Annotated in this window: 24 protein-coding genes; 7 read left to right on the top strand and 17 right to left on the bottom strand. The window is 59.7% G+C overall.

Going from position 1 to position 26370, the window contains the following annotated elements; genetic code table 11:
* Positions 1–108: 108 nt before the first annotated feature.
* The gene (locus PY649_RS04015; protein ID WP_285866867.1) at positions 109–603 is read right to left on the bottom strand and encodes an Lrp/AsnC family transcriptional regulator; all 495 of its coding nucleotides are present in this window, start codon (positions 601–603) and stop codon (positions 109–111) included.
* 281 nt (positions 604–884) lie between these two features.
* Between PY649_RS04015 and PY649_RS04010 the strand changes: the two genes are divergently transcribed.
* Positions 885–1553, top strand: a complete 669-nt coding sequence (locus tag PY649_RS04010; protein WP_285866866.1) for a methyltransferase family protein — start codon at positions 885–887, stop codon at positions 1551–1553.
* Positions 1554–1640: 87 nt separating this feature from the next.
* On the opposite strand, the gene copC is transcribed toward PY649_RS04010, so the two are convergent.
* The 16 genes from copC to PY649_RS03930 form a co-directional block, all read right to left on the bottom strand.
* Complete coding sequence (gene copC, locus PY649_RS04005; protein ID WP_285866865.1) at positions 1641–2009, bottom strand: copper homeostasis periplasmic binding protein CopC; 369 nt, start codon at positions 2007–2009, stop codon at positions 1641–1643.
* Positions 2010–2296: 287 nt separating this feature from the next.
* The gene (locus tag PY649_RS04000) at positions 2297–2713 is read right to left on the bottom strand and encodes a hypothetical protein (RefSeq protein WP_285866864.1); all 417 of its coding nucleotides are present in this window, start codon (positions 2711–2713) and stop codon (positions 2297–2299) included.
* A 76-nt stretch (positions 2714–2789) separates the two neighbouring features.
* On the bottom strand, positions 2790–3848 hold the full coding sequence (locus tag PY649_RS03995; RefSeq protein WP_285866863.1) for an ABC transporter ATP-binding protein: 1059 nt from the start codon (positions 3846–3848) through the stop codon (positions 2790–2792).
* Positions 3849–3852: 4 nt separating this feature from the next.
* A complete protein-coding gene (locus PY649_RS03990) occupies positions 3853–4683 on the bottom strand; it encodes a carbohydrate ABC transporter permease (protein WP_285866862.1) in 831 nt (276 codons plus the stop codon).
* 3 nt (positions 4684–4686) lie between these two features.
* Positions 4687–5622 (bottom strand): carbohydrate ABC transporter permease, encoded by a 936-nt coding sequence (locus tag PY649_RS03985; RefSeq protein ID WP_285866861.1) that lies wholly within the window; start codon positions 5620–5622, stop codon positions 4687–4689.
* A 90-nt stretch (positions 5623–5712) separates the two neighbouring features.
* Positions 5713–6972: an ABC transporter substrate-binding protein gene (locus PY649_RS03980; protein ID WP_285867185.1), complete on the bottom strand. Its 1260-nt coding sequence runs from the start codon at positions 6970–6972 to the stop codon at positions 5713–5715.
* A 48-nt stretch (positions 6973–7020) separates the two neighbouring features.
* Positions 7021–8187, bottom strand: a complete 1167-nt coding sequence (locus PY649_RS03975) for a PLP-dependent transferase (RefSeq protein WP_285866860.1) — start codon at positions 8185–8187, stop codon at positions 7021–7023.
* A complete protein-coding gene (locus tag PY649_RS03970; protein WP_285866859.1) occupies positions 8184–8879 on the bottom strand; it encodes a FadR/GntR family transcriptional regulator in 696 nt (231 codons plus the stop codon). The genes PY649_RS03975 and PY649_RS03970 overlap by 4 nt, the downstream gene beginning before the upstream one ends.
* A gap of 310 nt (positions 8880–9189) precedes the next feature.
* Complete coding sequence (locus tag PY649_RS03965) at positions 9190–10914, bottom strand: ABC transporter ATP-binding protein (protein WP_285866858.1); 1725 nt, start codon at positions 10912–10914, stop codon at positions 9190–9192.
* Between the two features lie 329 nt (positions 10915–11243).
* Complete coding sequence (derI, locus tag PY649_RS03960) at positions 11244–11699, bottom strand: D-erythrulose-4-phosphate isomerase (RefSeq protein ID WP_285866857.1); 456 nt, start codon at positions 11697–11699, stop codon at positions 11244–11246.
* The gene (locus PY649_RS03955) at positions 11696–12481 is read right to left on the bottom strand and encodes a triose-phosphate isomerase (protein WP_285866856.1); all 786 of its coding nucleotides are present in this window, start codon (positions 12479–12481) and stop codon (positions 11696–11698) included. Before PY649_RS03955 ends, derI begins: the two co-directional genes overlap by 4 nt.
* Positions 12478–13254, bottom strand: a complete 777-nt coding sequence (locus tag PY649_RS03950; protein WP_285866855.1) for a DeoR/GlpR family DNA-binding transcription regulator — start codon at positions 13252–13254, stop codon at positions 12478–12480. Before PY649_RS03950 ends, PY649_RS03955 begins: the two co-directional genes overlap by 4 nt.
* Before the next feature lie 92 nt (positions 13255–13346).
* Positions 13347–14297 carry a sugar-binding transcriptional regulator gene (locus PY649_RS03945; RefSeq protein WP_285866854.1) on the bottom strand — a complete coding sequence of 317 codons (951 nt, stop codon included), beginning with the start codon at positions 14295–14297 and terminating at the stop codon, positions 13347–13349.
* Positions 14298–14418: 121 nt separating this feature from the next.
* A complete protein-coding gene (locus tag PY649_RS03940) occupies positions 14419–15351 on the bottom strand; it encodes a sugar phosphate isomerase/epimerase family protein (RefSeq protein ID WP_285866853.1) in 933 nt (310 codons plus the stop codon).
* Positions 15352–15372: 21 nt separating this feature from the next.
* Positions 15373–16884: a glycerol-3-phosphate dehydrogenase gene (locus PY649_RS03935; RefSeq protein ID WP_285866852.1), complete on the bottom strand. Its 1512-nt coding sequence runs from the start codon at positions 16882–16884 to the stop codon at positions 15373–15375.
* A 69-nt stretch (positions 16885–16953) separates the two neighbouring features.
* Positions 16954–18507 (bottom strand): FGGY-family carbohydrate kinase, encoded by a 1554-nt coding sequence (locus PY649_RS03930; protein WP_285866851.1) that lies wholly within the window; start codon positions 18505–18507, stop codon positions 16954–16956.
* 870 nt (positions 18508–19377) lie between these two features.
* Here PY649_RS03930 and PY649_RS03925 point away from each other — a divergent pair.
* The 6 genes from PY649_RS03925 (at position 19378) to PY649_RS03900 (ending at position 26340) form a co-directional block, all read left to right on the top strand.
* Positions 19378–20025: a DUF2291 domain-containing protein gene (locus tag PY649_RS03925; protein ID WP_285866850.1), complete on the top strand. Its 648-nt coding sequence runs from the start codon at positions 19378–19380 to the stop codon at positions 20023–20025.
* Entirely contained in the window at positions 20022–21566 is a 1545-nt protein-coding gene (locus PY649_RS03920; protein ID WP_285866849.1) for a sugar ABC transporter ATP-binding protein, read from the top strand. Before PY649_RS03925 ends, PY649_RS03920 begins: the two co-directional genes overlap by 4 nt.
* Before the next feature lie 23 nt (positions 21567–21589).
* Entirely contained in the window at positions 21590–22642 is a 1053-nt protein-coding gene (locus PY649_RS03915; protein WP_285866848.1) for an ABC transporter permease, read from the top strand.
* 115 nt (positions 22643–22757) lie between these two features.
* Positions 22758–23705: a D-ribose ABC transporter substrate-binding protein gene (locus tag PY649_RS03910; RefSeq protein ID WP_285866847.1), complete on the top strand. Its 948-nt coding sequence runs from the start codon at positions 22758–22760 to the stop codon at positions 23703–23705.
* 172 nt (positions 23706–23877) lie between these two features.
* Positions 23878–24720: a DeoR/GlpR family DNA-binding transcription regulator gene (locus PY649_RS03905; protein WP_285866846.1), complete on the top strand. Its 843-nt coding sequence runs from the start codon at positions 23878–23880 to the stop codon at positions 24718–24720.
* A 90-nt stretch (positions 24721–24810) separates the two neighbouring features.
* Entirely contained in the window at positions 24811–26340 is a 1530-nt protein-coding gene (locus PY649_RS03900) for an FGGY-family carbohydrate kinase (RefSeq protein WP_285866845.1), read from the top strand.
* Positions 26341–26370 lie beyond the last annotated feature (30 nt).

The raw sequence follows: 26370 nt of genomic DNA, 5'->3' as shown, positions 1-26370 counted from the left end.
TTTTCCAGGTGCCTCAATGTTCTCACGGAGTGCCGCGAGAGATTGTCCATTGGTTGCGACTGGAAGAGAGGAAGGGCCTAAAGAGCAGGGTAGTCGTAGAGAGATTCTCTATTCGTCGCCCTGAGGCTCGGTGGAAAGGAGATCGGCGATCGGAAGAACGGTCTCGTCCTTGACGGTCTTCGTCACGATATACGTAAAATAACGCTCGATGCCGAGATCGCGATCCAGAAGGCTATCGATCAGGCGCTGATAGGCATCGATATTGGGCGTCATGATCTTCAGAATGTAATCGACGCCGCCGCCGACGGACCAGCAGGCGACAATTTCGGGAATGGTGGAGATAGCTCGTTCGAAACGTTCGAAGTCGCTCTGGCGATGGTTGGCGAGTGTGACTTCGACCATGATGCTTGCAACCGCCGCGAGCCGGCGAACCGACAGATGGGCATGATAGCCGGTAATGATGCCGGCCTTCTCCAGCTTGCGAAGGCGAAGCCAGCAAGGGGTCGGCGAAAGCCCCACCTTTTCCGCGAGCGCCAGTTTGGTGATGCGGCCATCCCGTTGAATGGCGTCCAATATTCGCAAATCGATTGCATCAAGTTTCATTTGGAGAACTGCTTGTGAATTAGCTGACGACTCGACCAATGACATTCAATACCGGGACTGACAAGCGCATATCCCGGAATCGGACCCTTTGAGGAATTGGTCTACCCTAAGGCGGCTGCATTCGGAATCGCGACAGCATAGGAATCCGGTCGCATTCTGCGAGGAACAATATCAACGTCGAATTGATTTTATTTATTGGTCAAAATGGCGTTGTTGGGAGAAGCGTGCTTGTTTCTAGGTGCGCCTCCGGTTTCTCCTGCTGATGGTTTTTGGAGTGCGCCATGGCGATCTATTTGCTCCAGCTCCTGGCCTGGTCGATCTTCATTGCTGGGCTGATCCTCTGGCCGGCGGGTACGCTGGTTTATCCGGGCGCCTGGGTCTTGATTGCTTTCTTCGTGTTCGGCGGCTTAGCGATGATCCTGTGGCTGTCGAAGCATAGCCCGCGGCTGCTGCGTGAACGTATGGCATCCCCGCTACAGCGTGATCAAAAGCCATGGGATCGCGTCTGGCTGACGTTTTTCGTTTTTGCCTTCTTGGGCTGGCTGTACTTCATGGGTTGGGACGCGGCTCGGACCGGCTTCCGAGCGGTGCCGCCATGGCTTCAAGTGCTTGGCGGGCTTGGCATGCTGGTCAACATGCTCGGCACCTGGTGGACGTTTCGCGAGAACGCCTTTGCTGCGCCGGTGGTGAAGATCCAAAAAGATCAGAAAGTGATCGATACCGGCCCCTATGCCATTGTTCGTCACCCGATGTATGCGAGCGCGTTGTTTTTCCTTATTGGCATGCCGCTAATGCTTGGCTCCTGGCGCGGCCTCGCATTCTCCGCAGTGTTCATCTTGGGTATCGCCTGGCGGGCGGTGCATGAGGAGCGTGCTTTAACCGCGGAGCTGAGCGGCTATCAAGATTATGCGGCGCGCGTGCGATATCGGTTCGTTCCATACGTTTGGTAAACCGTATCCGCCGAAAAGATCAGCCTGATCGCACGGGCCAGCGTATGGCATCAAGCGATCAGGCGGATCGCCGCCGTATCGGCGGTGCTATGGCGCGACGGTGAAGCTGTAGGTCCCGTTGGTCTTATGGCCGTCGGCGGAAAGGGCATGCCACTCCACCGTGTATTTGCCGGCTGTCAGCTTGTCAGTGATCGGGACCATCAGCGTGCTATCCCCGTTCATCAGCATGCCTTCGCCTGTCTTTACCGCGGCCTTTCCAGGACCGGTGACCTTCACGCCGCTGAACTTGAGGTTCAGTCCTTCGGTGAAGGTAAGGTCGAGTTCTGATGGTGCCTGTTTCACCGTGCTGTCTGCAGCCGGCACGGCCGATTTGAGCTGGGCGTGGGCGAATGCCTGGCCGGCAAATACAAGGCTGGCTGCGGCGGCAATAAGAACGAGCTTCTTCGTCCGGGGCATGTTGATCTTCCTTCTGGTTGATGATCCACGGGTTCTCTGGTCTTTAGTGAACATTGGATTTTCCCTTCACATATTGGACGGCGACGTGGGGAAAAATGTCTGCCGGGAGGAGCGATCGTTTCGACAGCGCCTTACGCGGATGTGCCACGCATTCAGGATGCCGAGGCAACCGGTTTCGCGTCCGACAATCAACATGAGGCAATCCACCCGCAGCCGGCACGATCAGGTCTCGTGCATCTTCGGCCGCCGTTGATAAAAAGCGTCACGGCACCCGCCGCAACGCAGGCTCAGGCAAGGATCTGTTGGAAGGGTGGCGCGCGGGGGCCGGTGTTCGGCGGATAGAGCTTGCGATGGAAAGCTTCGGTTCTCGGTGCGAGCACGTCATGGTCGATAGAGGCGAGATGCTCGCAAACATCCGTCGGCGGCGCGGGAAGCAAGGTCGCCGCAGCGATCCGGCATGCCTCGCATCCCGGCGCATGCGTCTTGGCGTGTTCCTTGCCGTCCGTCCCCTTGTAGATGACGCACAGAACCGGCAGGGTTCCGTCCGGTAGCTGGTATTGCGCCAGCTGGGCGGGCGTGAGCTCATCGGTGTTGGAAACGGGCGACTGATGGGCGAAGCCGACGAACGTCAGCGCGAGAGCGCACAAGATGCGCACCATCCACTGCGTTGTCCCCGAGAGCTTCTTTCCCACTGACGTCCCCATGCCCGCTTGCCGACAACGTTCCTAAGACGTTAGCCGAGCAAGCTCAATGCGGCAATTGCAGCCTCCTGAGACGTTGCTATGCGGCCCGTTTTCCCTCGCTGTCGAAGACATGCACCTGTTGCGGCGGGAATATCACCTTCACCGTCGGCCCCGCCTTCAGCACCTCGCGATCGAGCGTGAAGACCTTGAACGGCAGGCCGTGGAGCGAAAGATGGAGGATAATGCCGAAACCGGTGGGCTCTACGAGCTCCACATCGGCGCTGATGCCGGAGTTGTCAGCCGATAGCACCACGTGTTCCGGCCGAATCCCGAGTGTCACCTTGGCGCCGGCCGGCAGATTCGGCGATACCGAAGGCGAGACGATGGTTCCGTCCTTCAGTTTCAAACCGCCGGCCTCGTAAGTCGCGTCCAGGAAATTCATGCCGGGCGAGCCGATGAAGCCGGCCACGAAGAGATTGGCGGGGCGATCGTAAAGCTCGAGCGGGCTGCCGACCTGCTGGACCACACCGCCATGCATGGCAACAATCCGGTCCGCCAATGTCATCGCCTCGATCTGATCGTGGGTCACGTAGATCGAGGTCGCCTTGAGATCACCGTGCAGTTTCTTGATTTCGGCTCGCATCTGTTCGCGCAGGCGCGCGTCAAGGTTCGAAAGCGGCTCGTCGAATAGGAAGGCCTTCGGCTGGCGCACGATGGCGCGACCCATCGCGACGCGTTGGCGCTGCCCGCCGGAAAGCGCCTTTGGACGGCGTTCGAGCAACGGGTCGAGCCCGAGCTTCGACGCCGCGGCCGCGACGGCTTTTCCGATCTTGTCCTTCGCGATCTTCCGGAGCTTGAGGCTGTAGCTCATGTTGCCGGCGACGTTCATATGCGGATAGAGCGCATAGGACTGGAACACCATGGCGATGTCGCGGTCCTTCGGATGAAGCTCGTTCACGCGGTTGTCGGCAATGCGGATCTCGCCGCCGCTAATGTCCTCGAGACCGGCGATCATCCTGAGCAGCGTTGACTTGCCGCAGCCGGACGGGCCGACAAGGACGACGAATTCGCCATCCTTGATCCTGAGATCGATGTCGTGCAGCACCTGCACGTGGCCATAGGCTTTCTTGACGTTCTGGATATCGATCGATGCCATTTGACTATCCCTTGACCGCGCCGGCCGTCAGGCCCTGCACGAGATAACGCTGGATGAGCAGGAAAAAGAGGCCGGCCGGAATGAGCGCCATGACGCCCGCGGCCATCATCTGCCCGAAATCCACGGAGAATTTCGAAACGAAGGTGAGAAGCCCGACCGGGAAGGTCGCTGCCTGATTGCCATTGATGAGCATCAGCGCGAACAGCAACTCACTCCAGGCGGCCGTGAAGACGAAACCAAGTGTGGCGGCAATACCGGGAAGGGTCAGCGGCAGAATGATCTGCCGGAACGCGGTGAACTGCGTCGCTCCGTCGATCATCGCCGCCTCTTCGAGGTCCTTCGGGATGCCGTCGAAGAAGGACTGCATCAGGAAGGTGGCAAAGGGCACGTTGAAAGCCGTGTAGACGATGACGAGGCCGGTCAGACTGTTGGTCAGATGCAGCGGCGTCAGGATCTTGAAGATGGGCGCCACCAGCATGACCAGCGGAAACATCTGCGTCAGCAGCATTAGGGCAACGATCCAGTATTTGGCGCGGAAGGTGAAGCGCGAGAGCGCGTAGCCGGAAAGCGATGCGCAGATGGTCACGGCGATCGCCGTCGAGGCCGAGACGATCAGGCTGTTTTCAAAGAATGTGGGAAAGTCGCTGTGTTGCAGCACGAAAGCGTAGTGCTCCCACGTGGTGCGCGACGGCCACATACGTACGCCTTCCGTATAGAGCAGGTCGTTCGGCGTGACCGACACCTTCAGCAGCCAGAAGAGCGGGAAGAGCGCAAATACCACGTAGCAAAGGATTGCCAGGCGATGCGCAATGGTGGGGATGATTGATCGTCTCATGGTTCAATCCTTGGCCAGCAGGGTCTGCCGCAGCAGGATGATCAACATGGAATAGGCGAGCAGCAGAACGAGCAGCACCAGCGCGATGGCCGAGGCATAGCCGAAATCGAGCCGCTTGAAGGCCTGGGTGAAGATGTAGCTTGCGACGATCTGGGTGCGGTCGGCCGGCCCACCGCCCGTCATTACGACGATCAGGTCGGCGAAGTTCGAGATCCAGACCGTGCGCAGCAGCACTGTGATGGCGATCGTCGGTGCCAGGAAGGGGAGCGTGATCGAACGGAAGCGCTGGAAACAGCCCGCACCGTCGATGGAAGCGGCTTCATAGAGATCGCGCGGGATTGCCTGGAGAGCGGCGAGCAATGTGATGGCGAAGAAGGGAATACCCCACCAGACATTGGCGACGATCGGTCCCCACATCGCATATTGGGGATCCGAAAGGATATTGCCCGGCTCCTTCATCAGGCCGAGATCGAAGAGCCAGTGCGGAATAGGCCCGATCACGGGATTGAAAAGCCATGCCCAGTTCAAGCCGGCAAGGAAGGACGGAACAGCCCACGGCAGAAACACCAGTGCCTGGACGATCGCCCTGCCGAAAAACGGCTTGTCCAGCAGCAGGGCAAGGATCAGTCCGAAGATGAACTGCAAAACGACCGACGCGCCGGTCCACCAGAGCGTGTTCTTCAGCGCCCAGTAGAAGGCGCCGTCCTTTGAAAGATCGCGGAAATGCTGCAGGCCGATAAAGCCGCCGGAAAACGGGTTGAGCAGCTGGATATCCCGAAATGCGTAGGAAATACCGATTACGAGCGGCACCAGCATGACGGCGATAATGAGGATGAGCGCGGGGGCGCTATAGAGGTAGGGCTCCGAGGCATCGGCAAGGCGCTTCAGCCACGGCCTGCGGTCGTGACGCCTGTCGAGCATGTCGGCGGTGATGGTCATCGGCCAAAGTTCCCGTTCGCGGCGTTCGGACGCCGTCTGTTTCATGTGCGGAAAAACGGCGGCGGATTGCTCCGCCGCCGGGGGGCGAACTTATTTCTTGGCGAGGAACTTCTGCTGCGCCTTGGTCAGATAATCGGCCCATTGATCAGCCAGATCCTTTGCCGAGATATCGCCGAGCAGTGCCTGCTGCGACGTCTTGATGGCGAGCGAATCCTTGAAGAAGGCAAATTCCTCGAGATAGGTCGGCATGACGGTCGGAACCGTGTTCTTATCGGCCAGTTCCTGGAACCACCCCTTGAACTGGTCGCCGGCGTAGAAGGGGTCCTTTTCAGCGGCGGTATAGGCCGGCAGTGCGCCGATCTTCTTGTTCCATGTGAGGTTGCCTTCCGGCCCTTCGAGCGTTGCGATCAGCTTCCAGGAAAGATCCTTGTTCTGGCTGCTGGAGAACATCGACCAGCCGCCGTAGCCGATGGTCGGGAAGGACTTGCCATCCGGTCCTTTCGGCAGCGGTGCTACGCCGAAGTCATCGCTTTTCATGCGCTCGGCGACTGCAATCAGGGCATCCGGATCCTGGTCGAGGAAGGCGCAGGTGCCGGAATAGAAGCCGGCGACGACTTCGTTGAAGCCCCAGTTGACGCTATCCTTCGGCGCATAGCCCTTCTTGTAGAGGTCGACCATCCACTCGATGCCCTTGGCCCAGCCCGGGCCGTTCATCGTCGAGGTGCCGTCATCCTTGAAGTACTTGTTGTCGCCGGCCATGGAGGCCGCGAAAATCATCCAGCCGTTCAGGCCGCCGGGGCCGCCGCGCATGCAGTAGCCGTATTTGCCGGGAAGCTTGGAGACCGCCTCGGATGCCTTGACGAAATCGTCCAGCGTCTTCGGGGGCTCGCTCACGCCGGCCTGCTGCAGGAGCTTCTTGTTGTAGAACATGGCGCGCAGGTAGAAGCCGTAAGGCAGCATATAGGCCGTGTTCTTAACGTCGCGGCCGAGTTCCAGGGCGCGAGGCGTCAGTTCCTTCGTATGCTCCCACTTGGCGAGATAGGGCTCCAGGCTTTCGAGCATGCCGTTGTTGCCGTAGAGCGACAGCCAGGTGTCGGGCATTTCCATCACGTCCGGCGTGTCGCCGGCCGAAACCATGGTCGCGAACTTCTGGAAGGCTTCGTTCCAGGGCAAGGAAATGATGTCGACCTTCGTGCCGGGGTTGGCTGCCTCGAACTTGGCGACGATCGACTTGAGCGTCTCGGTGCGTTCCGGGCTGGTGATGACTTCGACGAGTTTCAGCGTGGTGTCGGCGAGTGCCGTACCCGCCATCATCGTGGCGAAAAGTGTTGCGGTGATCAGTGTTTTCATTTTCATGCTCAGTTCCCCTTTTTAGGTGTTCCTCTTAGGTTGATGCTCTTATGAGGCGGCGGCGATCGCTTCCTCGATATCTCTCCACAATGCCTCGGTTCCTTCGAGACCGACATGGAGACGTACGGACCGCGCGTTGATACCAAAGGTATGCGCGGAATTCGGCTGTGCCTTCTGCTGAAGCACGACCTCGCCCGGTACGATCAGGCTTTCGTGCCCACCCCAGCTCACACCCAGTTTGAAGAGCTTGAGGTGATCGGCGAAGGCGCGGATATCGACGCCTTCGCGGAAGATGAATGAAAACAGGCCCGAGGTGCCGTTGAGGCCGGCGGGCAATCGGTTGGCAAGGCCCGGATGGCAGACCTGTTCGACGACATCGAGTTCCTGCAGCCGTTTGGCGATCGTCATCGCGGCCGTCTCATGCGCCCTCATGCGGATCGGCAGAGTGCGAAGGCCACGGATCAACAACCAGGCGTCGAAAGGCGAAAGCTTGCCGCCGAGATAAGGGTATGCCTCGGCCTTCAGGCGCGCAATCATCTGCTTCGAGCCGGCGACAATACCGGCAACGACGTCGCTATGGCCTCCAAGATATTTGGAGGCGGAGTGGATGACGAGATCGACGCCAAGCGTCAACGGCCGCTGGAAATAGGGGCTGGCCCAACTGTTGTCGATCATGGAAACGGCGCCATGCTGCCTGGCGAGCGCCGCGAGCGCACCGACATCGTGGGCTTCCATCACCCAGCTCGTCGGACTTTCTAGATAAAGAACCTTGGCGCCGGGCAGCGCCTTGGCAACGGCTTCCTCGTCGCGGCCATCGACATAGGTTACCTCGACCTTCATGCGCTTCAGGATCGTGCCGAAGAGGCGGAAGGCGTCCGGGTAGACATGCTTGACCGCCACGATCCGATCGCCGGGCTCGACGAAGCTCAACACGGCCGACGAGATAGCTGACATGCCGCTCGCAAAGCCGAGTGCATCCTCTGCGCCTTCCAGCTTCGCCAGCATTTCCTCGAACATGCGCACGGTCGGGTTGAGGCCGCGCGTATAGATCGGCCGTACCTTCTCGCCGCGATAGGAAGCGATCATGTCGTCGTAATCGGCAAAGGTGAAAAGCGATGTCTGAAAAATCGGCGGCACCACGGCCTCGGCGAAATTGCCGTCGTCATGGGCCGTGATCAGAGAAGCGAGTTCGAACGGCTCTAGCCCGTCAGTCATTTGGACATTTCCTTGATGTCTTCCTCGACGACGTCGAGAATTTTCAATGTTTCGGCGCGTGCCGCCTCGGGATCCCGGGCGACGATTGCGTTGAACAGCGTGCGGTGAAAGGGAAAGGACCGGCGGGCAAAGTCCTGCCGGTCGAAGGGGTGGGTCCAGAAGCGCTCGAAAGTTCCACGCATCTGTTCGAGAAGCTGCTTGAACAACGGATTGTGGGTGGCGTCGTAGACGGCAAGGTGAAACGCAAGATCTTCCGGACCGGAGGTGCCCTTCGCGATATGGACGCGCTCCATCTCGTCGAGCTTCTCCTCGATGATCGCGATATCCTTGGTCGTGCGTTTCTTGGCGGCAACCATTCCGGCCTCGCATTCGATGCCGCGACGAACCTCAAGCGTCTGTAGCAGCGCATCGCGCAGATGTGCCGTGTCGAGAGACAACGGCATATGGATGGTCGCCTTCGAAACCGGCTTCAGCAGATAGGTGCCGCTGCCTTTGCGGGTTTCCATCACACCCAATGCCTGGAAATGCGTGATCACTTCCCGGACCGTCGAGCGCCCCACGGAGAGGGCAGCCCCCAACTCACGCTCGGTCGGCAGCCGGTCGCCCGCCTGGAGCTTGGAGGACTCGATGAAATCGGACAGCGCGTCGATAACTTGGCGCGTCCGGTCGATCGACGGGAGAGGGGTGAGCATTGTCTTTGCCATGTCATAAATTGGTCTGACATCTGCCATCAGGTCAATCGTTTTTTGTCGTTCACCAGCGCTTTTTTCGAAACCATCTTATGATGTCGCGGCGGCGGGTTCGCCGGAACTATGTGAGATGGCGGTTGGCGGATGAGGATGAGGCGATCGCTTCACTCGTACGGGCCTCACCGATGGCGGCGAAAAGGATCGCTAGGCCACCAAATGAAACGGGCGGGTTCCGAGGAAACCGCCCTTGGATCATAAGCTACAGTCGATGCTCATCGACCGAGGCCGGGCTCGATCATGAAAATGCGCGTCTTTATCGCGAGAATGCGCCGAACTGGGCGTTGTGAAGCCGTGAATAGCGGCCGCCGCTGGTCAGCAGTTCAGCATGCGTACCCTGTTCGACGATGCCGTTCGATCCCATGACAATGATGCGATCCGCATTGCGGATGGTCGCCAGCCGATGCGCCACCACGAGGGTCGTGCGTCCCTTCGAGAGCTCTGCCAGCGCCTGCTGGATGGCATACTCAGTTGCCGTGTCGAGCGCCGACGTTGCCTCGTCGAGAATGAGAATCGGCGGGTTCTTGAGGAAAATGCGCGCGATGGACAGGCGCTGCTTCTGCCCGCCCGAGAGCTTCACACCGCGTTCGCCAGTCGCCGTGTCGAGACCGTCCGGCAGGGAGCAGACGAATTCGTCGAGCGATGCGCGACGCAGTGACTCCATGATGTCCTGATCGCTCGCGCCAAGCCGCCCATAGGCGATGTTCTCGCGAATGGTCGATCCAAATAGGAAGACGTCCTGCTGCACGATGCCGATCTGGCTGCGCAGGGAGGCCTGCGTCATGTCGCGGATGTCGATGCCGTCGATGGTGATGCTGCCAGCTGTCACATCGTAGAAGCGCGGCAGCAGCGAGCAGATCGTCGTCTTGCCAGTCCCCGAAGCACCGACGAAGGCCACGGTTTCTCCGGCCGATATCTGCAGGTTCAGGCCTTCGAAGATCGTGCCGTGATCCGAATAGCCGAAGCTGACGTTCTTGTAGACGATATCGCCCTTGAGATGGTCGACCGCAATCGCGTTGGGGCGATCAGCGAGGTCGGGCTGCGTGTCGATCAGCGACAGGAAGCGTTTGAAGCCGGCGATGCCCTTCGGATACATTTCGAGCACCGTGGTGATTTTGTCGATCGGGTGGAAGAAGACATTGATCAGGAGAAGGAAGCTGACGAAGCCGCCATAGGTCAGTTCGCCGGAAACCACGAACCAGGTTCCAGCCACCATGACCACGAGCTGCACGAAGCGCGTGCTGAAATAGCTGAGCGCGACGCTGGCCGTCATATAGGCATAGGCGTTGAGCTTGGTGGCCTTGTAGTCCTCGTTGCTGCGGGCAAAGAGCCGGCTTTCGTAATCCTCGTTGGCGAAAGCTTTGACGACGCGGATGCCGCCGACGCTCTCCTGCACTCGGGTGTTGAAGTCTCCCACCTTGTTGAACAGGCTGCGCCAGTTCAATGTCATCCTGGCGCCGTAACGGCTGACGAGCCAGGTCATGAACGGCACGATGATCGTCGTCAGCAGCGCCAGCTTCCATTGCACCGAAAACATCAGCAGGAAGGCGCCGACGAAGGTCATGATGGCGATGAAGACATCTTCGGGCCCGTGGTGGGCCATTTCGCCCACCTCCTCGAGATCCTTGGTGACGTGGGTGATCAGATGCCCGGTTCTGTTGTTGTCGAAATACCGGAACGAGAGCTTCTGGATGTGGTCGAAGGCCTGGCGGCGCATGTCGGATTCGATCGAGATGCCCAGCGCATGGCCCCAATAGTTGACCACAGCCATCAGGCCGGTGTTAAGCGCATAGACGATCAATAGCAGCGCAGCGGTTGCGGCAATCAGACCCCAGTCACGGCCTGGCAGCAGCTCATCGACGAAGAGCTTGACCGCCAGCGGAAAGCCCAGCTCGAGAAGGCCAGCGACGACCGCGCAGCCAAAATCGAGAAAAAACAGGGTCTTGTAACGCGCATAATAGGAAAAGAAGCGACGAAACATGGATGCCCTCCAAGGGCACGAGAGATCAATTTGTTAGACAAGGATGGACTGAACAGCAGTCCGCATTCGGCGTCGCTGTTCAGCGCTGATGGGTGCCGAATTTTCTCATCTAACTGATCTCCCTCATGAGTCGCAGGGACCTTATAGCTGACGAACCAGGCGTTGTCATCCCCAACGGCAGGTGTCGTGACGCGCGGCGATTCATCTGGTGCGCTACGCTGCAATTCCCTGAGGAATTGGCGCGGCTACGTTATTCCTGGATTATTGAGGCGTCATTGCCGCGTGTCGACTGGAAGCTACGACACACGGCAATGCCTGCACAGTCCAAATCAACGCGCGTTATATTTCGCGTCGAGTTCGTTGATGGCCTTCACATTGCCGGCCGAGCGACCCTCTTCATCGAATGTGTGTGTGAGGAAGGTCTCGGCGATGGCTTTGGCAAGTTCCGGCCCGATGACGCGCGAGCCCATCGTAATAATCTGCGCGTTATTCGACAGTGCGGCGCGTTCGGCCGAATAGGTGTCATGCGTCAGCGCGGCGCGGATGCCGGGCACCTTGTTGGCCGAGATGTTGACGCCGATGCCGGTGCCGCAGACGAGGATTGCCTTGTCATAGGTGCCATCGATAACGCCCGAGGCGACGCGATCGGCAAGATTCGCGTAGAACGGGTCGGGACCCGCGTCCGTACGCGAAACTTCCTGCACGTCGTAGCGGCCCTTGAGGTGCTCGGCGAGAATTTTTGCGAGGCCTTCGCCCGCACTGTCTCCTGCAATTGCAATCTTCAACGTTCGTCTCCTTGGAGTTTGGCGGTGCATTGGGCGAGGATGCCGAGGTAACCCTCGACGTTCCAGGCCGAGCGACCGATGAAAAGCCCGTCGATGTTCGGGCACGTTATAAGTTCTTCACAGTTCCCCGGATTGACCGATCCCCCATAGAGGCAGGGGACTCGGCGACCGAGCACGGCTTGCGCGGTGGATACGATCTCGGCGTGGCGTGCGTCGGCATAGTCAGGCGAGGCGGGAATTCCCTTTTCGCCGATTGCCCAGACAGGTTCGTAGGCAAGAAGGATCTGCGCACCCTTCTGCGGTTCGGACAGCTTCGAAAAAGCACCGAGAACCTGAGTTTTCAAAATGTCCGTTGCCCGACCGCTTTCCCGGTCGGCCAGCGTCTCGCCGATGCAGATGAGCGGGATCAGGCCATGGCGGATAGCGGCTTCGGTCTTCAGACCGACCGTCTCGTTGGTCTCGCCAAAATGCTCGCGGCGTTCGGAGTGTCCGAGTTCGACGATGTCGAGATTGCAATCCTTGAGCATAAGAGGCGAAATCTCGCCAGTCCAGGCGCCCTGATCGGCCCAGTGCATATTCTGCGCTCCCACCTTGACGGAGGTGTCGGCAAGCAGAGCCTTGATCTCACGCACCGCCGTAAACGGCGGAATGACGAAACGTTGGATCCGCGGATCCCGTTCGCCATCGGCGGCACGTAGCGCATCGGCATAACTGCTGGCTTCCGCCAGCGTCTTGTTCATCTTCCAACTGGTTCCAATCCAGAATCGAGGTGTGGCGCTCATGTCGTCTCCCAGTTCGAGGCGATGGTCAGGTTGATGTTGGCGCGTGCGAGCTGCTCGACAGCGGCAGGCTCGGGAGCGCTGTCGGTAATGATGACATCGAAATCGGCGAGATCGGCCATGACATGCAGGGCGGTATGTCCTATGCGCTGGTGATTGACCAGCAGGCAGGTCCTGCTTGCAGAGGCGATCATCGCCCGCTTCGCGCGCACGACGTTGTCGTCCATGTGATAGGCAAGGGTGCCGGAAACAGCGGGCGTCGAGATGAAGGCGATATCCGCCCTGAGGCGAAACAGCGCCTCCTCCGTTACCACGCCCAAGAACGCATTGAACTTCGGAGAATATATGCCGCCCAGCGCAATCAGCGTGATGGCGCTTTCGTTCTTCAGCCTTTCGATGATTGCGGCATTGTTGGTGATCAGCGTCAGCGGCCGTTTCTGCAACAACATTTCGCCGAGAACGGCGGCCATGGAGCCGTCGTTGACCATGACGGTCATGCCCGGTTCGACAAGCTCCAGCGCGCGACGCGCCATGGCGACTTTGGCTTCATTTCCCTGGCGTTCGCGGATGCGGAAGTCGCTTTCGAACTGCACTCCAGCGTCAATCGTCGCTCCGCCTCGGATCTTGCGGACGACGCCCGCCTGTTCGAGATCGTCGAGGTCGCGATGAATGGTCATCTTCGATACGGCAAAGCGATCGGCCAAGTCGTCGAGGTCGACGCTCTTATGCTCGATGAGCAAATTGATGATCGCTTGTTGCCGTTCTTCTCGCTTCACCTTGGCGCCCCGGTTTTCTCCCGATCACATACCCAATAATATAACACATTTATCACAAATTTCCACGTAAATTTTGTTACTTTGTTATAATTCTATGTGATTGCGGCAGGGTCCAGAAGCGCCTGGGCAGTTCGTTCATCGGTAATCAGGCCGTAAAGACAGCGGCTCTTGAGGACTGCGCGGATGGCCTCGGCCTTCGCAACGCCGCCCGCCAAGGCGACCAGCCTTTCGGTTTTCGATCGCGGCAAGGAGGCCGACAGGGTTCGCGCCGTCAGCGTCGTCTCGAGAATGCGCCCGTCAGCGTCGAAGAAATGTCCCAGAATTTCGCCCACGCCGCCGGAGGCTGCGATTTCCGCGATTTCGCGCGGCTCAACCATGCCCGAGAGGACAAGCTGCGCATCGGTATCGACCGTGCCGAGACCGACAAGTTTGAGGTCGGCATTGTTGGCAAGATCGAACACTTCTTTGACCCCGCGCTGCGCAAGCATAACCTCGCGGTCTTCGCCCGTATTGGCAAAAAACGGCACGGGCATCATATAGGCATGCGCGCCGGTCTTTTCGGCGATGCGGTGCATCACGTCATAGGGATTGGCCACATAGTTTCGCGACAGCCCGCCGAGCATAGAGACAAATCGCAGGCCTTTCGCATTGAGCCTCGGCATATGGTGCACGGCCGATGACAATGTTCGACCGTGGCCGAGGCCGATGACCTTGTTGTCGCCGCGCTCGATCTCCCGCTTCAGGAAGCCGGCACCGGCTTGCCCAAGAGCACGAAACTCGAAACCTTCCTCACCAAGATCCGGCGCCACCTCGCAATATTGCAGGCCGAAACGTTCCGCCAGCCGGGTCTCGAGCTCCACGCATTCGACGATATCGCCGTCGATCGTCACCTTGACCACGCCTTCGGCCACCGCCCGTGCGATCAGGCGGTGGGCCTTGACGGAGGGCACGCCAAGGCGCTTGGCCACCTCCGACTGTGTCAATCCGCCCGCATAGTGCAGCCAGGCGGCGCGCACGGCGAGCGACTCATCCGCATCGACCATCAATTGTCCCCTTCCATTCCGTCCCGCATTTGGCTTCATTGCTGTTGCGGCATTGCTGATCGAGAATCAAATTCGATGCCGTGACGAGATGTCGTAAAGCCCTACGTGGTTCTTGCAACTATCAGATGCGCAGATCGCCTGCGCCAGTGTCGATATGAGGCGCCCAGAAGGCGATGCTTTCGGCGATTTGGGAGACAACCTGACGATCATTGGGCTCGCGTTCCTTGAACGACAGCTCGAGACAGATCTCGTTGTTCTGGGCACCGCCTTCTTTGAATGCCTGCAGCAACGGCGCCGGCTGGATGCGGCCCTTCGCATTGAATTCCGCTGTGAACGGCCGATGGCCGCCCTTGTCCATCAGGCTTTGCTTGATGTGGATGATCGGAGAAACCTCGGGAACGGCGCGCGCCCAGGCATAGGGATCATAATCGTCGGGATTTGCCGAGGTGACATCGCCATGATCGATATCGGCCATCATCCACATCGGCACCGCGAGATTGGTCGCCGTCAGGCGGTCCTGCAGCTTGATGCATTCGCTGATCGTCTCGCCGAATTCGCGGCCGATGCTCATCGGCTCCCAGAATACATAGGAAAGGCCGGCCGAACGCGCGTACTCGGCAACCTCGGCCCAGCAATCGATCGCAACCTGGATGAGGCTCTCCCGCCGTGCCGGATCGTCGAAATCCTTGTAGGTGAAGATAGCGAATTGCGTGCCGACCGACTGGCCGCCGAGATCGGCGATGATGTCGGCAAAGGTCTTGAACCAGTCGACATAGTGGCGCCGAACATCGGCGTCGGGATGGCCGAAATGGTTGAGGCGCCCATAGGGGCCGGTCATGCCCGAGGTGACGCGAACGCCGGTGCGCTCTAACGCCGCCCGCATCGTGCGGGTCAGCCGTCGGATCACCGGCGCCCGCCAGCTCGGATTGATGAATTCATGCGTCAATTGCAGATCGCGGATTCTGAGGTCGCGCGCAACCGTCTCGATGAGGTCGTCCGGCTCGGCGAAACGGTTCACAAGCGGATTGGTGTTGAGCGAAAGTGTCAATGGCATAGAGTCGGCTCCTTGGATATCTCAGGCGGCCAGAGCCAGTTCGCTTTCGAACCAAGCCGAGAAATCCGCTTTCTCCTGAGCGGTCATATGCAGGCCTTCCTTAGTGCGCCGCAGGAGAACATCGTCCACGGTCTGTGCCCATTCGTAAGTAACAAGGTAGCGCACCTCCGCCTCGTAGAGATTGCCGCCGAAATGGCGCCCAAGGCCGGCGAGCGATGTGGCGTCGCCCACGATGCTCTTGGTCCGTCCCCCATAGAGATGGCCGTAGTGATTCACGAGCGTGCGCGGCATCCAGGGATAGGCCCCTCGCAGCGTGTCGGCGAAGCTGGTGTAGTCGGCATTCGGAATGTCGCCGCCGGGTAATGTCGCGGCACCGGTCCAGTCGCCGCCCATCTTGGGAAAGAACTTGGCGAGCTTCTGCAGCGCGTGTTCGGACAGCTTGCGGAAAGTCGTGATCTTGCCGCCGAAAACGTTGAGCATTGGCGCACCGCCGGTCTCGTCAAGATCGAAGACATAGTCGCGCGTCACAGCCGAAGGGTTGCCTTTGCCATCGTCGAACAATGGACGCACGCCGGAGAAGCTTGAGATCACGTCGGAACGGCGCAGTTTTTCCTTGAAATAGCGGTTCACGGCGGCGATCAGATAGTCCATCTCCTGCTCGTCGGCCTTCACTTCTTCCGGCTTGCCTTCGTAGGGAATATCCGTGGTGCCGATAAGGGCCATCTCTCCCTCGTAAGGATTGATGAAGATCACGCGCCGGTCATGGTTCTGAACCAGATAAGCATGCTGACCGCTCCAGAATTTCGGGACGATGATATGGCTGCCCTTGACGAGCCGGACCTTGCGCTGGCTGTTGGAGCCGGCGACGCGGCCGATGATATCGTTGACCCATGGGCCGGCAGCGTTCACAAGGACGCGTGCCCGCACCGTGCGCAGGTCGCCGGAGCGCTGGTCGCGCATCTGGACGACCCAGCTGCCGTTCTCGCGGCGAGCGCTGACACAGGCAGTGCGCGTCAGGATCTGAGCGCCCTTCTCGGCCGCATCGAGCGCATTCAGCAACACGAGTCGCGCATCGTCGACCCAACAATCGGAATATTCGAAGCCCTTGGTATATTGATCGACGATCGGTGCGCCTTCCGGATCGCGACGTAGGTCGAGAGAGCGGGTGCCGGGCAACCGCTTGCGGCCGCCCAGGTGGTCGTAGAGGAAGAGGCCGAGGCGGACGAGCCAGGCTGGGCGATCCGTCGGGCTGTGCGGCAGCACGAAACGCATCGGCCAGATGATATGGCTTGCGGAGTTCAGCAGGACCTCGCGCTCGATCAAGGCTTCGCGCACCAGGCGAAACTCGTAATATTCCAGATAACGCAGGCCGCCGTGAACAAGCTTCCCAGAGCGGGACGACGTGCCCTCAGCCAAATCGTCTTTCTCGCAGAGCATGACGGAGAGGCCTCGACCGGCTGCATCCCGGGCGATGCCTGCGCCGTTAATACCGCCTCCGATCACGAACAGATCGAGGATTTCGGATTCAGTCATTTCAAGCTCCTTAAGATGCCTTCTGCATCAAAAATCATCTGTCTGCCCATGCGGGTGGCTTGCCTATCCTCATGGCTGCGCGGCAAGCATGTCCCATGCGGGAGTGATCGCCTGCCGTACGTCCACATAAGCGGCGAACAATCGATCGCAGCGGCGCGCCTGTTCCGCGTCGGGCGCTTCGGCTTCGCCAAGCAGCGGCGTCACCCATTCGGCAATACAGTCGTCCATGTTCGCGTAGGCACCGATTGCGACCGCGGCCATCATGGCGACACCGGCGGCTCCCGCCTCCTGGCGTTCGGAAATCCTGACCGGCGCGTCGACCGCGGCCGAGAGCGATTGACGCAGCGCGCTGCTACGTGCCGCTCCGCCCGTTATGCGCAGTTCAAGCGGCATGTTTCCCATGGCCGCGTAACAATCGCGCGTCGCCATGCCGAGCCCTTCGACAACGGCGCGAATTAGATCTGGAAAACCGTGGCGAATGGAGAGACCGGTGAACCCGGCACGGGCGTGGGCGTTGACGAAGGGGCCGCGCTCTCCCGCTTCGGAAACATAAGGATGATAGAGAATGGAGCCGGGGCGGCTCTCAGCAAACCATGCATCGATCCGCGAAATGAGGTCGGAGGCGGCAACCGGCTTGCCGGCTTCCGACATCAGGTCGGCGGCAATCTGCAGAATCCAGTCGATATTGATCGTCGCGCCCATATTGGTCTGAACCTGGGTGACGATGCCGGGTATCGGCAGGGTGATCACATAGCCGGTGCCCTCGGCATTGAGCTGGACGTCGGAGACCGCCTTGGCGCGCATATGCACGCCCGTGGAACCGATTGTCGAGCAAGCGGCATTCTGGCCGGCGGTTCGAACTCCGGCGCCGAGCGCCGTCATGACCATATCGACATAACCGAGGCAGACCGGCGTGCCGGCCAACAGGCCGGTCGCGCCTGCCGCATCCGCCGACAGCGGATGCGTGATCTCGGTTCCTTCGATAATCTCGGGCAGAAGGGACTTCCTGTGATTGAGGCTGAGCGTATCGATGACGACGGAATCGTATCGACGCGTGCGGAAATTGCCGAAGGTGAAGCTTGCCTCCGACGGGTCGGTCGCGCGAACGCCAGTGAGATTGAGGTAGAGCCAATCCTTGCAATGCAGGGCCGTCTCGGCACGATCGAGAAGCTCCGGCATATAACGGTCCATATGCGCGAGCTGAGGGCCCTGCTGGCAGGTGTTGAGCCCGGTGCCGGTTGCCTCGAAGCGTGCACGATTGTCCGGACGGCTATTCAGGCGATTAACGGTCGAGGCTGCCCGCGCATCCAGCCAAAGCCAGGCGTCGCCGACGGGGATGTTGCCGGAGCCGACGAGCCATGTGCCGTCGCCCTGGCCGGTTACGGCGATGACGGCGGTACGCGCGGCAAGGTCGCTAACCTTGTCGGCGAGCCCGCGCAGGGCGCTGATGCAGTCCGACCATGTTCGCCCAAGCGGTTGTGTCGCGGAGCCGTCGTCTCCCATCGTGTATTGGTTGCGCGCGGAGGCGAATGCGATCTGTCGGCCCGAAAGCTCGAAGGCTACGGCCTTGATGACGGAGGTTCCCGCATCGATTCCGATGATGATCGTTTCGTTGTTAAGCATCGAGCGACAGCTCCGGCGCGTCAAGACGTGCCTCAGCGGCGGCCAATTCCTGTGTCATAACCATTCCTCGTTCCTCCACAGCCCTCTTGATGCCGCATGCCCAAGATGACTACGGCACGCTGGGCGGCGCCTTATCGCCTTCATTGAACCGCGCACGCGCCGAAACCTCAATAAGCTCGAATTTGCCCGCCTTAACCCGCGATCACCTTATAACACAAAGATATCATGGTGTGCGTAATTTTTTTCTGGCAATGTAATTTTTTTCATATAAAATAGATGATGTCAATTGGCTCTGATCTTTCGGAAGCAATTGAAATTCGAAAGACGGGCATTGTGCGATTGAGTAGCGGTGCGGCCTCGATCAAGGTGAGGCTCGTCAAGTAACTTAACCGCACGGCGCAAAATACTATTGATATTCAATAGGATATTTAAGCGCTGGTTCGTTTATGAAACTTGAGTCGAGCTTGGCGGATGTCAAGGCGCTTGCGATGGCGGCGAATGTGGTGGTCATTGCAACTCGGTCTGTCTCGCAAATGGAAAATGTGTCACGAAACCGCTGAAGCGACGAGGGGCCGTTGACACGACGAAAAAGTTATAACATGGTTTGTGGCGTTAATAACATATTTCTATCGCAGCTAATGTCACATGCTTTTGTTGCGAGGCTAGGTGATTGGAGGAGACAAGCACCGGCAACCAAGGAGGAACTTCGATGAGCCATTCCGCTTTAAGATGCAGTCCGGCTTCACACCCGGACAAGCGTGTCGGTGGACGAGGCACGCCGTTCCGCCAAGACAGGCCGCCAGCGACTGGCCTTTTCCGTTTCCTTGTCAACAGAGCAATCCGGCCGATAGCGCCGAAGGTCTTTCGAACATGAGTGCACAAATTCAAAACGCGGCTTCCAAGCCGAAATTCACGCTTTTGGCTGCGGTGGCCGCTGCCGTGGTTGTTGTGGCGGCGATCGCCTTCGATACGACCGTCGTCAAGATCGGTTCCGAAAATGACGTGCGCGAGCAGGCGTTCTCACCGGAGGCCTACGGCGTTCAGGAATTCCCGAAAGTGTTGGCGAATGTCGAAAAGCGTGCCGTCGATGCTCCCGATCTCGCCAACGCGATTGCGGCGGACAAGAAGGCGGCGGGCGACAAATACGGTGTGGCCACGAGTACCGGTCCGGTTCTGCCGGTTTCGCTGACCGGTGTTTTCGGTGCGCGAAAGGCCAATTACAACGAGCTTAAGGTCGACGGGCTGCCGGGCGAAGTCGTCGTGCGCGTCCAGACAGGTCCGGCCGTCAACGGCACCGACCTGCGCGATGCCACGGGCACCATCGAATTCGGCCAGTTCACCAATCAGATCGAATATCAGGATGCGGGCTCGGCAATCAACAATGAGATGAAGAAGACCGTTCTTGCCGGACTCGACGTCGACAATCTCTCGGGCAAGTCTGCGACTGTTGTCGGCGTCTTCAAGCTCATCAATCCCAAAAACTGGCTCGTCACTCCGGTGAAGGTTGAAGTCAAATGAGTGCAGCGCCGCAAAATGAGGGCGCGCGGGGCGAGGTCGTCCTTGCCGCCCGCAATATCGCAAAATCCTATGGTAACGTTCATGCTCTGAAGGGCGTCAATTTCGACATCCACCGCGGCCAAGTGACCACGTTGTTCGGCGAAAACGGCGCGGGCAAGTCGACGCTGATGAAGATCCTTTCCGGCGTCGTTCAGCCGAGTTCCGGCGAGATCGTCCTTGACGGTCAACCGGTTTCGTTTTCCTCCTCCACCCATGCCCGTGAATGCGGTATCTCGATTATCCATCAAGAATTGAGCCTCGCTCCCAATCTCAATGTCCGCGACAATATTTTCATGGGCCGCGAGATCATCAAAAGTGGCGGCGTGGACTTTGCCGAAGAGGAGCGCCAGACGCGCGCCCTGATGGCGGAACTCGAGGAGGAGATCGATCCGTTGACCCCTGTCGAGGATCTTCGCCTCGGTCAGCAGCAGATCGTCGAGATCGCCCGCGCGCTGTCGGTCAATTCGCGCATCCTCATCATGGACGAGCCCACCTCGGCGCTCAGCGCCAGCGAGGTGGAGGTTCTCTTCAAGGTCATTCGCGACCTGACGAGCCGCGGCGTCTCTATCGTTTATATCTCGCACCATCTCGAAGAAGCGCTTCAGATCACCCACCACGCGGTCGTGCTTCGTGACGGCAACATGACGGCTTATGCCGAGCGCAAGGACATCGACCTCGAATGGATCGTCCGCAACATGGTCGGCGAAAACTTCGATCTCGGAAGTCCGCCCAGCGGCCACAAGATCGGTGACGTGGCGCTCGCGCTCGAAGATTTGACGGTTCCGGGCCCTTCCGGCGCTGCCTACAAAGCAGTGGACCGTCTTTCGCTGCAGGTCCGCGCCGGCGAGATCGTCTGCATCTATGGTTTGATGGGGGCAGGCCGCACCGAGCTGCTCGAATGCGTCGCGGGACGTCTTCGATCTGATGGCGGCAGGGTTCTGCTCGAAGGCCGCGACGTCGGCAATCTCAACATTGCCGGACGCATCGCCAACGGCCTGGTGCTGGTGCCTGAAGACCGCCAGCGTGATGGCCTCGTCCAGACAATGACGGTCGGCTCCAACCTTTCTCTCGCAAGCATCGCCGCGTTCACCAAGGGATTGCTGACCTCCGGCGGGCGCGAGCGCGAGCTGGTGAACGACTCGATCCGCAAGGTTCATATCAAGACGGACGGCGGCGACGCGGCGATCGGCTCCCTTTCGGGCGGCAACCAGCAGAAGGTCGTGATCGGCAAGATGCTGGCGACCGAACCCAAGGTCATGCTGCTCGACGAACCAAGCCGCGGCATCGATGTCGGCGCGAAGGCGGAAGTCTTCAAGCTTTTGGCCGAACGCGCCAAGCAGGGCCTGGCGGTGATCTATTCGACCTCGGAAGTCGGCGAATGCCTCAGCATTGCCCACCGCATCATCGTCATGCGCCGAGGGAAGATATCCGCCGAATTCGGCCCCGACGTCACCAAAGAGAAGATCATGGCCGCCTCTGGCGAAGCAGTGGTCGCGCACTAGCCGGCAATTATGGAGCACTGATTATGTCAGTCACGAATATCACTGAAAAGAAAGCGGTTGCCAACGGGCAGAAGCGGGATACCAATATTGTCCGGCTGATCCTCGAGGGTCGCGCGTTCTTCGCGCTGATCATCATCATCGCAGTCTTTTCGTTTCTTTCGCCCTATTATTTCACGCTCAACAATTTCCTGATCATGGCCTCGCATGTCGCGATTTTCGGCATCCTGGCAATCGGCATGCTTCTGGTGATCCTGAACGGCGGCATCGACCTTTCCGTCGGTTCCACGCTCGGGCTCGCGGGCTGTATCGCCGGTTTCATGATGCAAGGCGTGACGCTGCAGAGTTTCGGCGTCATCCTGTACCCGCCCGTCTGGGCGGTCGTCGTGATCACTTGCGCCCTCGGCGCAGTGGTGGGCGCGGTGAACGGGGTGCTGATTGCTTATTTGCGCGTGCCAGCCTTCGTAGCGTCGCTCGGCGTTCTCTATGTGGCACGCGGCATCGCGCTGCTGATGACGAACGGGTTAACCTACAACAATCTCGGTGGTCGACCGGAACTCGGCAATACCGGTTTTGACTGGCTCGGCTTCAACCGCCTGGCAGGCATTCCGATCGGCGTCGTCGTATTGGCGGCGCTGGCGATCATCTGCGGTGTGGTGTTGAGCCGCACGGCTTTCGGTCGGTGGCTCTATGCCTCCGGCGGCAATGAGCGCGCGGCCGACCTGTCGGGCGTGCCGGTCAAGCGCGTGAAGATCATCGTCTATGTTCTTTCCGGTGTCTGCGCCGCCATTGCCGGCCTGGTGCTGTCGTCGCAGCTCACCTCGGCCGGTCCGACCGCGGGCACCACCTATGAATTGACCGCGATCGCAGCAGTTGTGATCGGTGGCGCGGCGCTCACCGGCGGCCGCGGCACTGTCCGCGGCACCATGCTCGGCGCTTTCGTCATCGGCTTCCTATCGGACGGTCTCGTCATCATCGGTGTGTCCGCCTACTGGCAGACCGTTTTTACCGGCGCAGTCATCGTGCTCGCGGTTCTCATGAACAGCATCCAATACGGCCGTCGGACCAAATCGGCCTGACGATCGCAACTGAACTTGTCCACGACGGCAGACCTGCTTCGAACAGCCCGCCGATTGCGGAAAGCACCGCCGGTTCGCCGGTTTTATCTGACCTCATCAAATGGGAGAGAGAGTAATGTTTAAAAAAGGTTTGCGTATTGTTATGACGGCTGTCGCGGTGGCGCCGCTTCTGACGGGAGCGGCATGGGCCGCTGGTCAGATGACGATCATCGTCAATGATCCGGCCAACCCCTACTGGCTGACGGAAGGCAATATCGCGAAGGCAACGGCTGAGAAGCTGGGCTACACCGCGACCGTCGCCGCCCACAAGGGCGATACCAATACTGAAAGCAATCTGATCGACACCGCAATTACCAACAAGTCCGTCGCGATCATCCTCGACCCGGCCAATGCCGATGGCTCGGTCGGCGCCGTGAAGAAGGCAGTGGCTGCCGGCATCCCGGTCGTCCTCGTCAATGCTGAAATCAACCAGGAAGGTCTCGCCAAGGCGCAGCTCGTTTCCAACAATGCGCAGGGTGCCGCACTTGGCGCCCAGCAGTGGGTCGAAAGCGTCGGCGACAAGGGCAAGTATGCCGAGCTGCTTGGCGCTCCGTCCGACAACAATGCCGCAACCCGCTCCAACGGTTACGAGACGGTGCTGACGCAGTATCCGGACCTCCAGAAGGTCGCCAAGGAAGTAGCCAACTGGGATCGCACCCAGGGTCACGACAAGATGCAGTCCATGCTGCAGGCCAATCCCGACATCGTCGGCGTCATTTCCGGCAACGACGAAATGGCGCTTGGCGCAATTGCCGCGCTGAAGGAAGCCGGCAAGCTCGCCAAGATCAAGGTCGGCGGTTTTGACGGTTCGCCGGATGCGGTTGCTGCTATTAAAGCCGGCGAACTGCAGTACACGGTGCTGCAGCCGGTTGCGACTTTCTCCGCGGAAGCCGTCAAGCAGGCCGACAACGTCATCAAGACGGGCAAAACCGGCGCCAAGAGCGAGAAGCAGCTCTTCGATTGCATCCTGATCACCAAGGACAATGTGGACAAGTACACGGCTCCGTTCGTCCTGCAGCAGTAATGACAACAGGGGAGCGCCGGCAGCGGCGCTCCCTCTATTCGGCCGCTGCAAATTCGCGGGCGACGGCCAGGACATGCGCAATGCAAAGGGTTGTTCCAACTCCTCTTTTTGCCTTCGCACTGCATTCGCTGTACGAAACTGACATCGACGAGATTCAGCGGCAGAGGCTCAAGTGACACGGAAGACAAGCTTAGGAGCATCCCTCTTGGACGAATTGCCAAGTGACAGCCGGCATACCCGCCAGCTCGTTCGCCGGCAGATGATTGCCGAGGCCGTCATGACGGAGGGCTCCATGCGTATCGAGGATCTGACCGACAGGTTCGGAATCAGTCTGATGACTGCTCATCGCGATGTCGACGAGCTCGTAAGCCGCGGTCTTTTCCGCAAGACGCGCGGCATCGTCACGGCCGCCGCAACCAGCCTCATCGAGTCCAGCGATGTCTATCGTTCAAACCGGCAGGCGGCCGAAAAGAAAGCGATTGCCGCCGCGGCGATGCAGTTCGTCGAGCCCGGCCAGGCGATCTTCTTCGACGATTCCACGACCGTGCTGCAGATGGCCGCCCATCTCTCCGCCAAGGTTCCGCTGACGGCGATCACCAATTCGCTGACCCTCATGAATACGCTCAAGGGGATGCATGACGTGACGCTTCTGGCCCTCGGCGGCCAGTATTACAGTTGGTGCAACGCCTTCATGGGGCGAATGACGATCAACGAGATCACCCGGCTGAGGGCGGATACCGCCTTCATTTCGATGTCGGCGATCACCGACGATATCGTCTTCCATCAGTCACCGGAAATAGTCGACACGAAACGGGCGATGTTCGACAGCGCCGTCAGACGCGTCCTTCTGGCCGACCATACGAAATTCGAGCGGCGCGCGTTGCACAGTTTCGCGGCACTCAGCGAGTTTGACGCAGTGATCGTCGATGACCAGACGCCGTCCGTCCACATCGATCGCATGCGGTCCAAAGATATCAATGTTGTCATCGCCAAGGGCGATGGGGGCCGGTCATGACAGTGGCGATGAAAGGCGGGGCCGGAAAGCGGCCAGCTCCTCGCAGACCGGATCATGCCTGTGGCCTTTCCACTATCCGGAGTAATGAAAATGCCGAGTCTGCTCGGAATTGATAGCGGTCTGACGGTCACAAAGGCTGTCATCTTCGATATCGACGGAACGCCGATTGCAGTCGCGCGGCGGCGGGTCACGCAGTTCATACCCAAGGCCCGGCACATCGAACGGGACATGGATGAGCTTTGGACGGCGACAGCGGACGCGATCGCTGAAGCGATCAGCCTCAGCAAGCGTCCCGCGTCCGACATACAGGCGGTTGCCGCAACCGCTCACGGTGACGGCATCTATATGCTCGATCGGTCCCGCAGGCCGCTGGGGCATGCGATCCTGTCGCTCGACAGCAGGGCAGGGGCCGTCGTCGATCGCTGGCTCGAAAGTCCGGTCGCCGACGAAGCCATAGAGCTCACCGGGCAATTGCCGCATGTCTCGGCGCCATCGGCGCTCCTTGCCTGGGTCAAGGAGCAGGAGCCGAGCCGATTTGCGGAAATCGGCCATATCATGAGCTGCAAGGACTGGCTTCGCTTTTGCCTGACCGAGGCGATCGGCACCGATCGCACAGAGGCAAGTACCTCCTTCACCAATGTCAGAAGCCAGGATTATTCGCAGGATGCACTCAAGCTCTTCGGGCTGGAGGCACTGGCCGATGCCTTGCCGCCGGCCGCCCGTTCCGACGAGGTCGTCGGCCATGTGACGCGGGTTGCCGCCGCGCGTACGGGTCTTGCCGAAGGAACGCCTGTCGTGGCCGGCTTGCACGACGTCACCGCGTCCGCTCTCGGTGCGGGTGGCTACGCCTCCGGCGTGGTTGCGGTGATTGCCGGCACCTACTCGATCAACGAAACCTTGTCGTCCGAGCCGCGCGTCGACAGGCGCTGGTTCTGCCGCAATGCCATTGCGGCCGGTCAATGGAACAATATGTCGATCTCTCCGGCTTCGACGGCGAATTACGATTGGTTTCTCGACCGGCTCTGTGCCAGCGAACGCGCAAGCAGCGAAGCCTCCGGCGGGTCGATCCATGCGCTGCTGGCGCCCGAGATAGATGCCGCATTCGAGCGTCCCTCGACTGCGCTTTTTCACCCTTATCTGTTTGGCTCGCCCTATGGCGCTTCCGCAAGCGCCGGCTTCTTCGGCCTGGGCGGTTGGCATGATCGCGGCGACATGCTGCGGGCGGTCCTTGAAGGAATTGCCTTCAATCATAAGATCCATGTCGATGCCCTGAGTGACGGTTTTGCCTTTGGGGAGGCGCGGCTTGCCGGCGGTATTTCCCGCAATCCGAGGGTCGTCCAGATGTTCGCCGACGTGCTGGGCATTCCGGTGACTGTGACGGAGACAGACGAGGCGGCGGCCTGGGGCGCAGCTGTTTGCGCGGGTGCGGGTGTTGGTCTTTATGCGGATCCGCAGAGCGATCCCCGCGACGTCGGCAAAATTGCCAGAACCTGCCATCCCGATGCATCCCGCAGCATCTATTATCGCGAGAGATACGATCTCTTTCGGGAGATCGCCAAGGCGATGACCCCAATCTGGCCGAAGATCGGCCGCCTCGCCCCCGCTGAATCGCGAGATTAGGACAATTGGCCGCCGCGCGGGCAGCTCGCG

Origin of the sequence: Rhizobium mayense (assembly GCF_030272705.1) — a bacterium.
GTDB classification, from domain to species: domain Bacteria; phylum Pseudomonadota; class Alphaproteobacteria; order Rhizobiales; family Rhizobiaceae; genus Rhizobium; species Rhizobium mayense.
The sequence above is the reverse complement of the archived record's forward strand: the minus strand, read 5'-3'. Positions and strand labels throughout refer to the sequence as shown.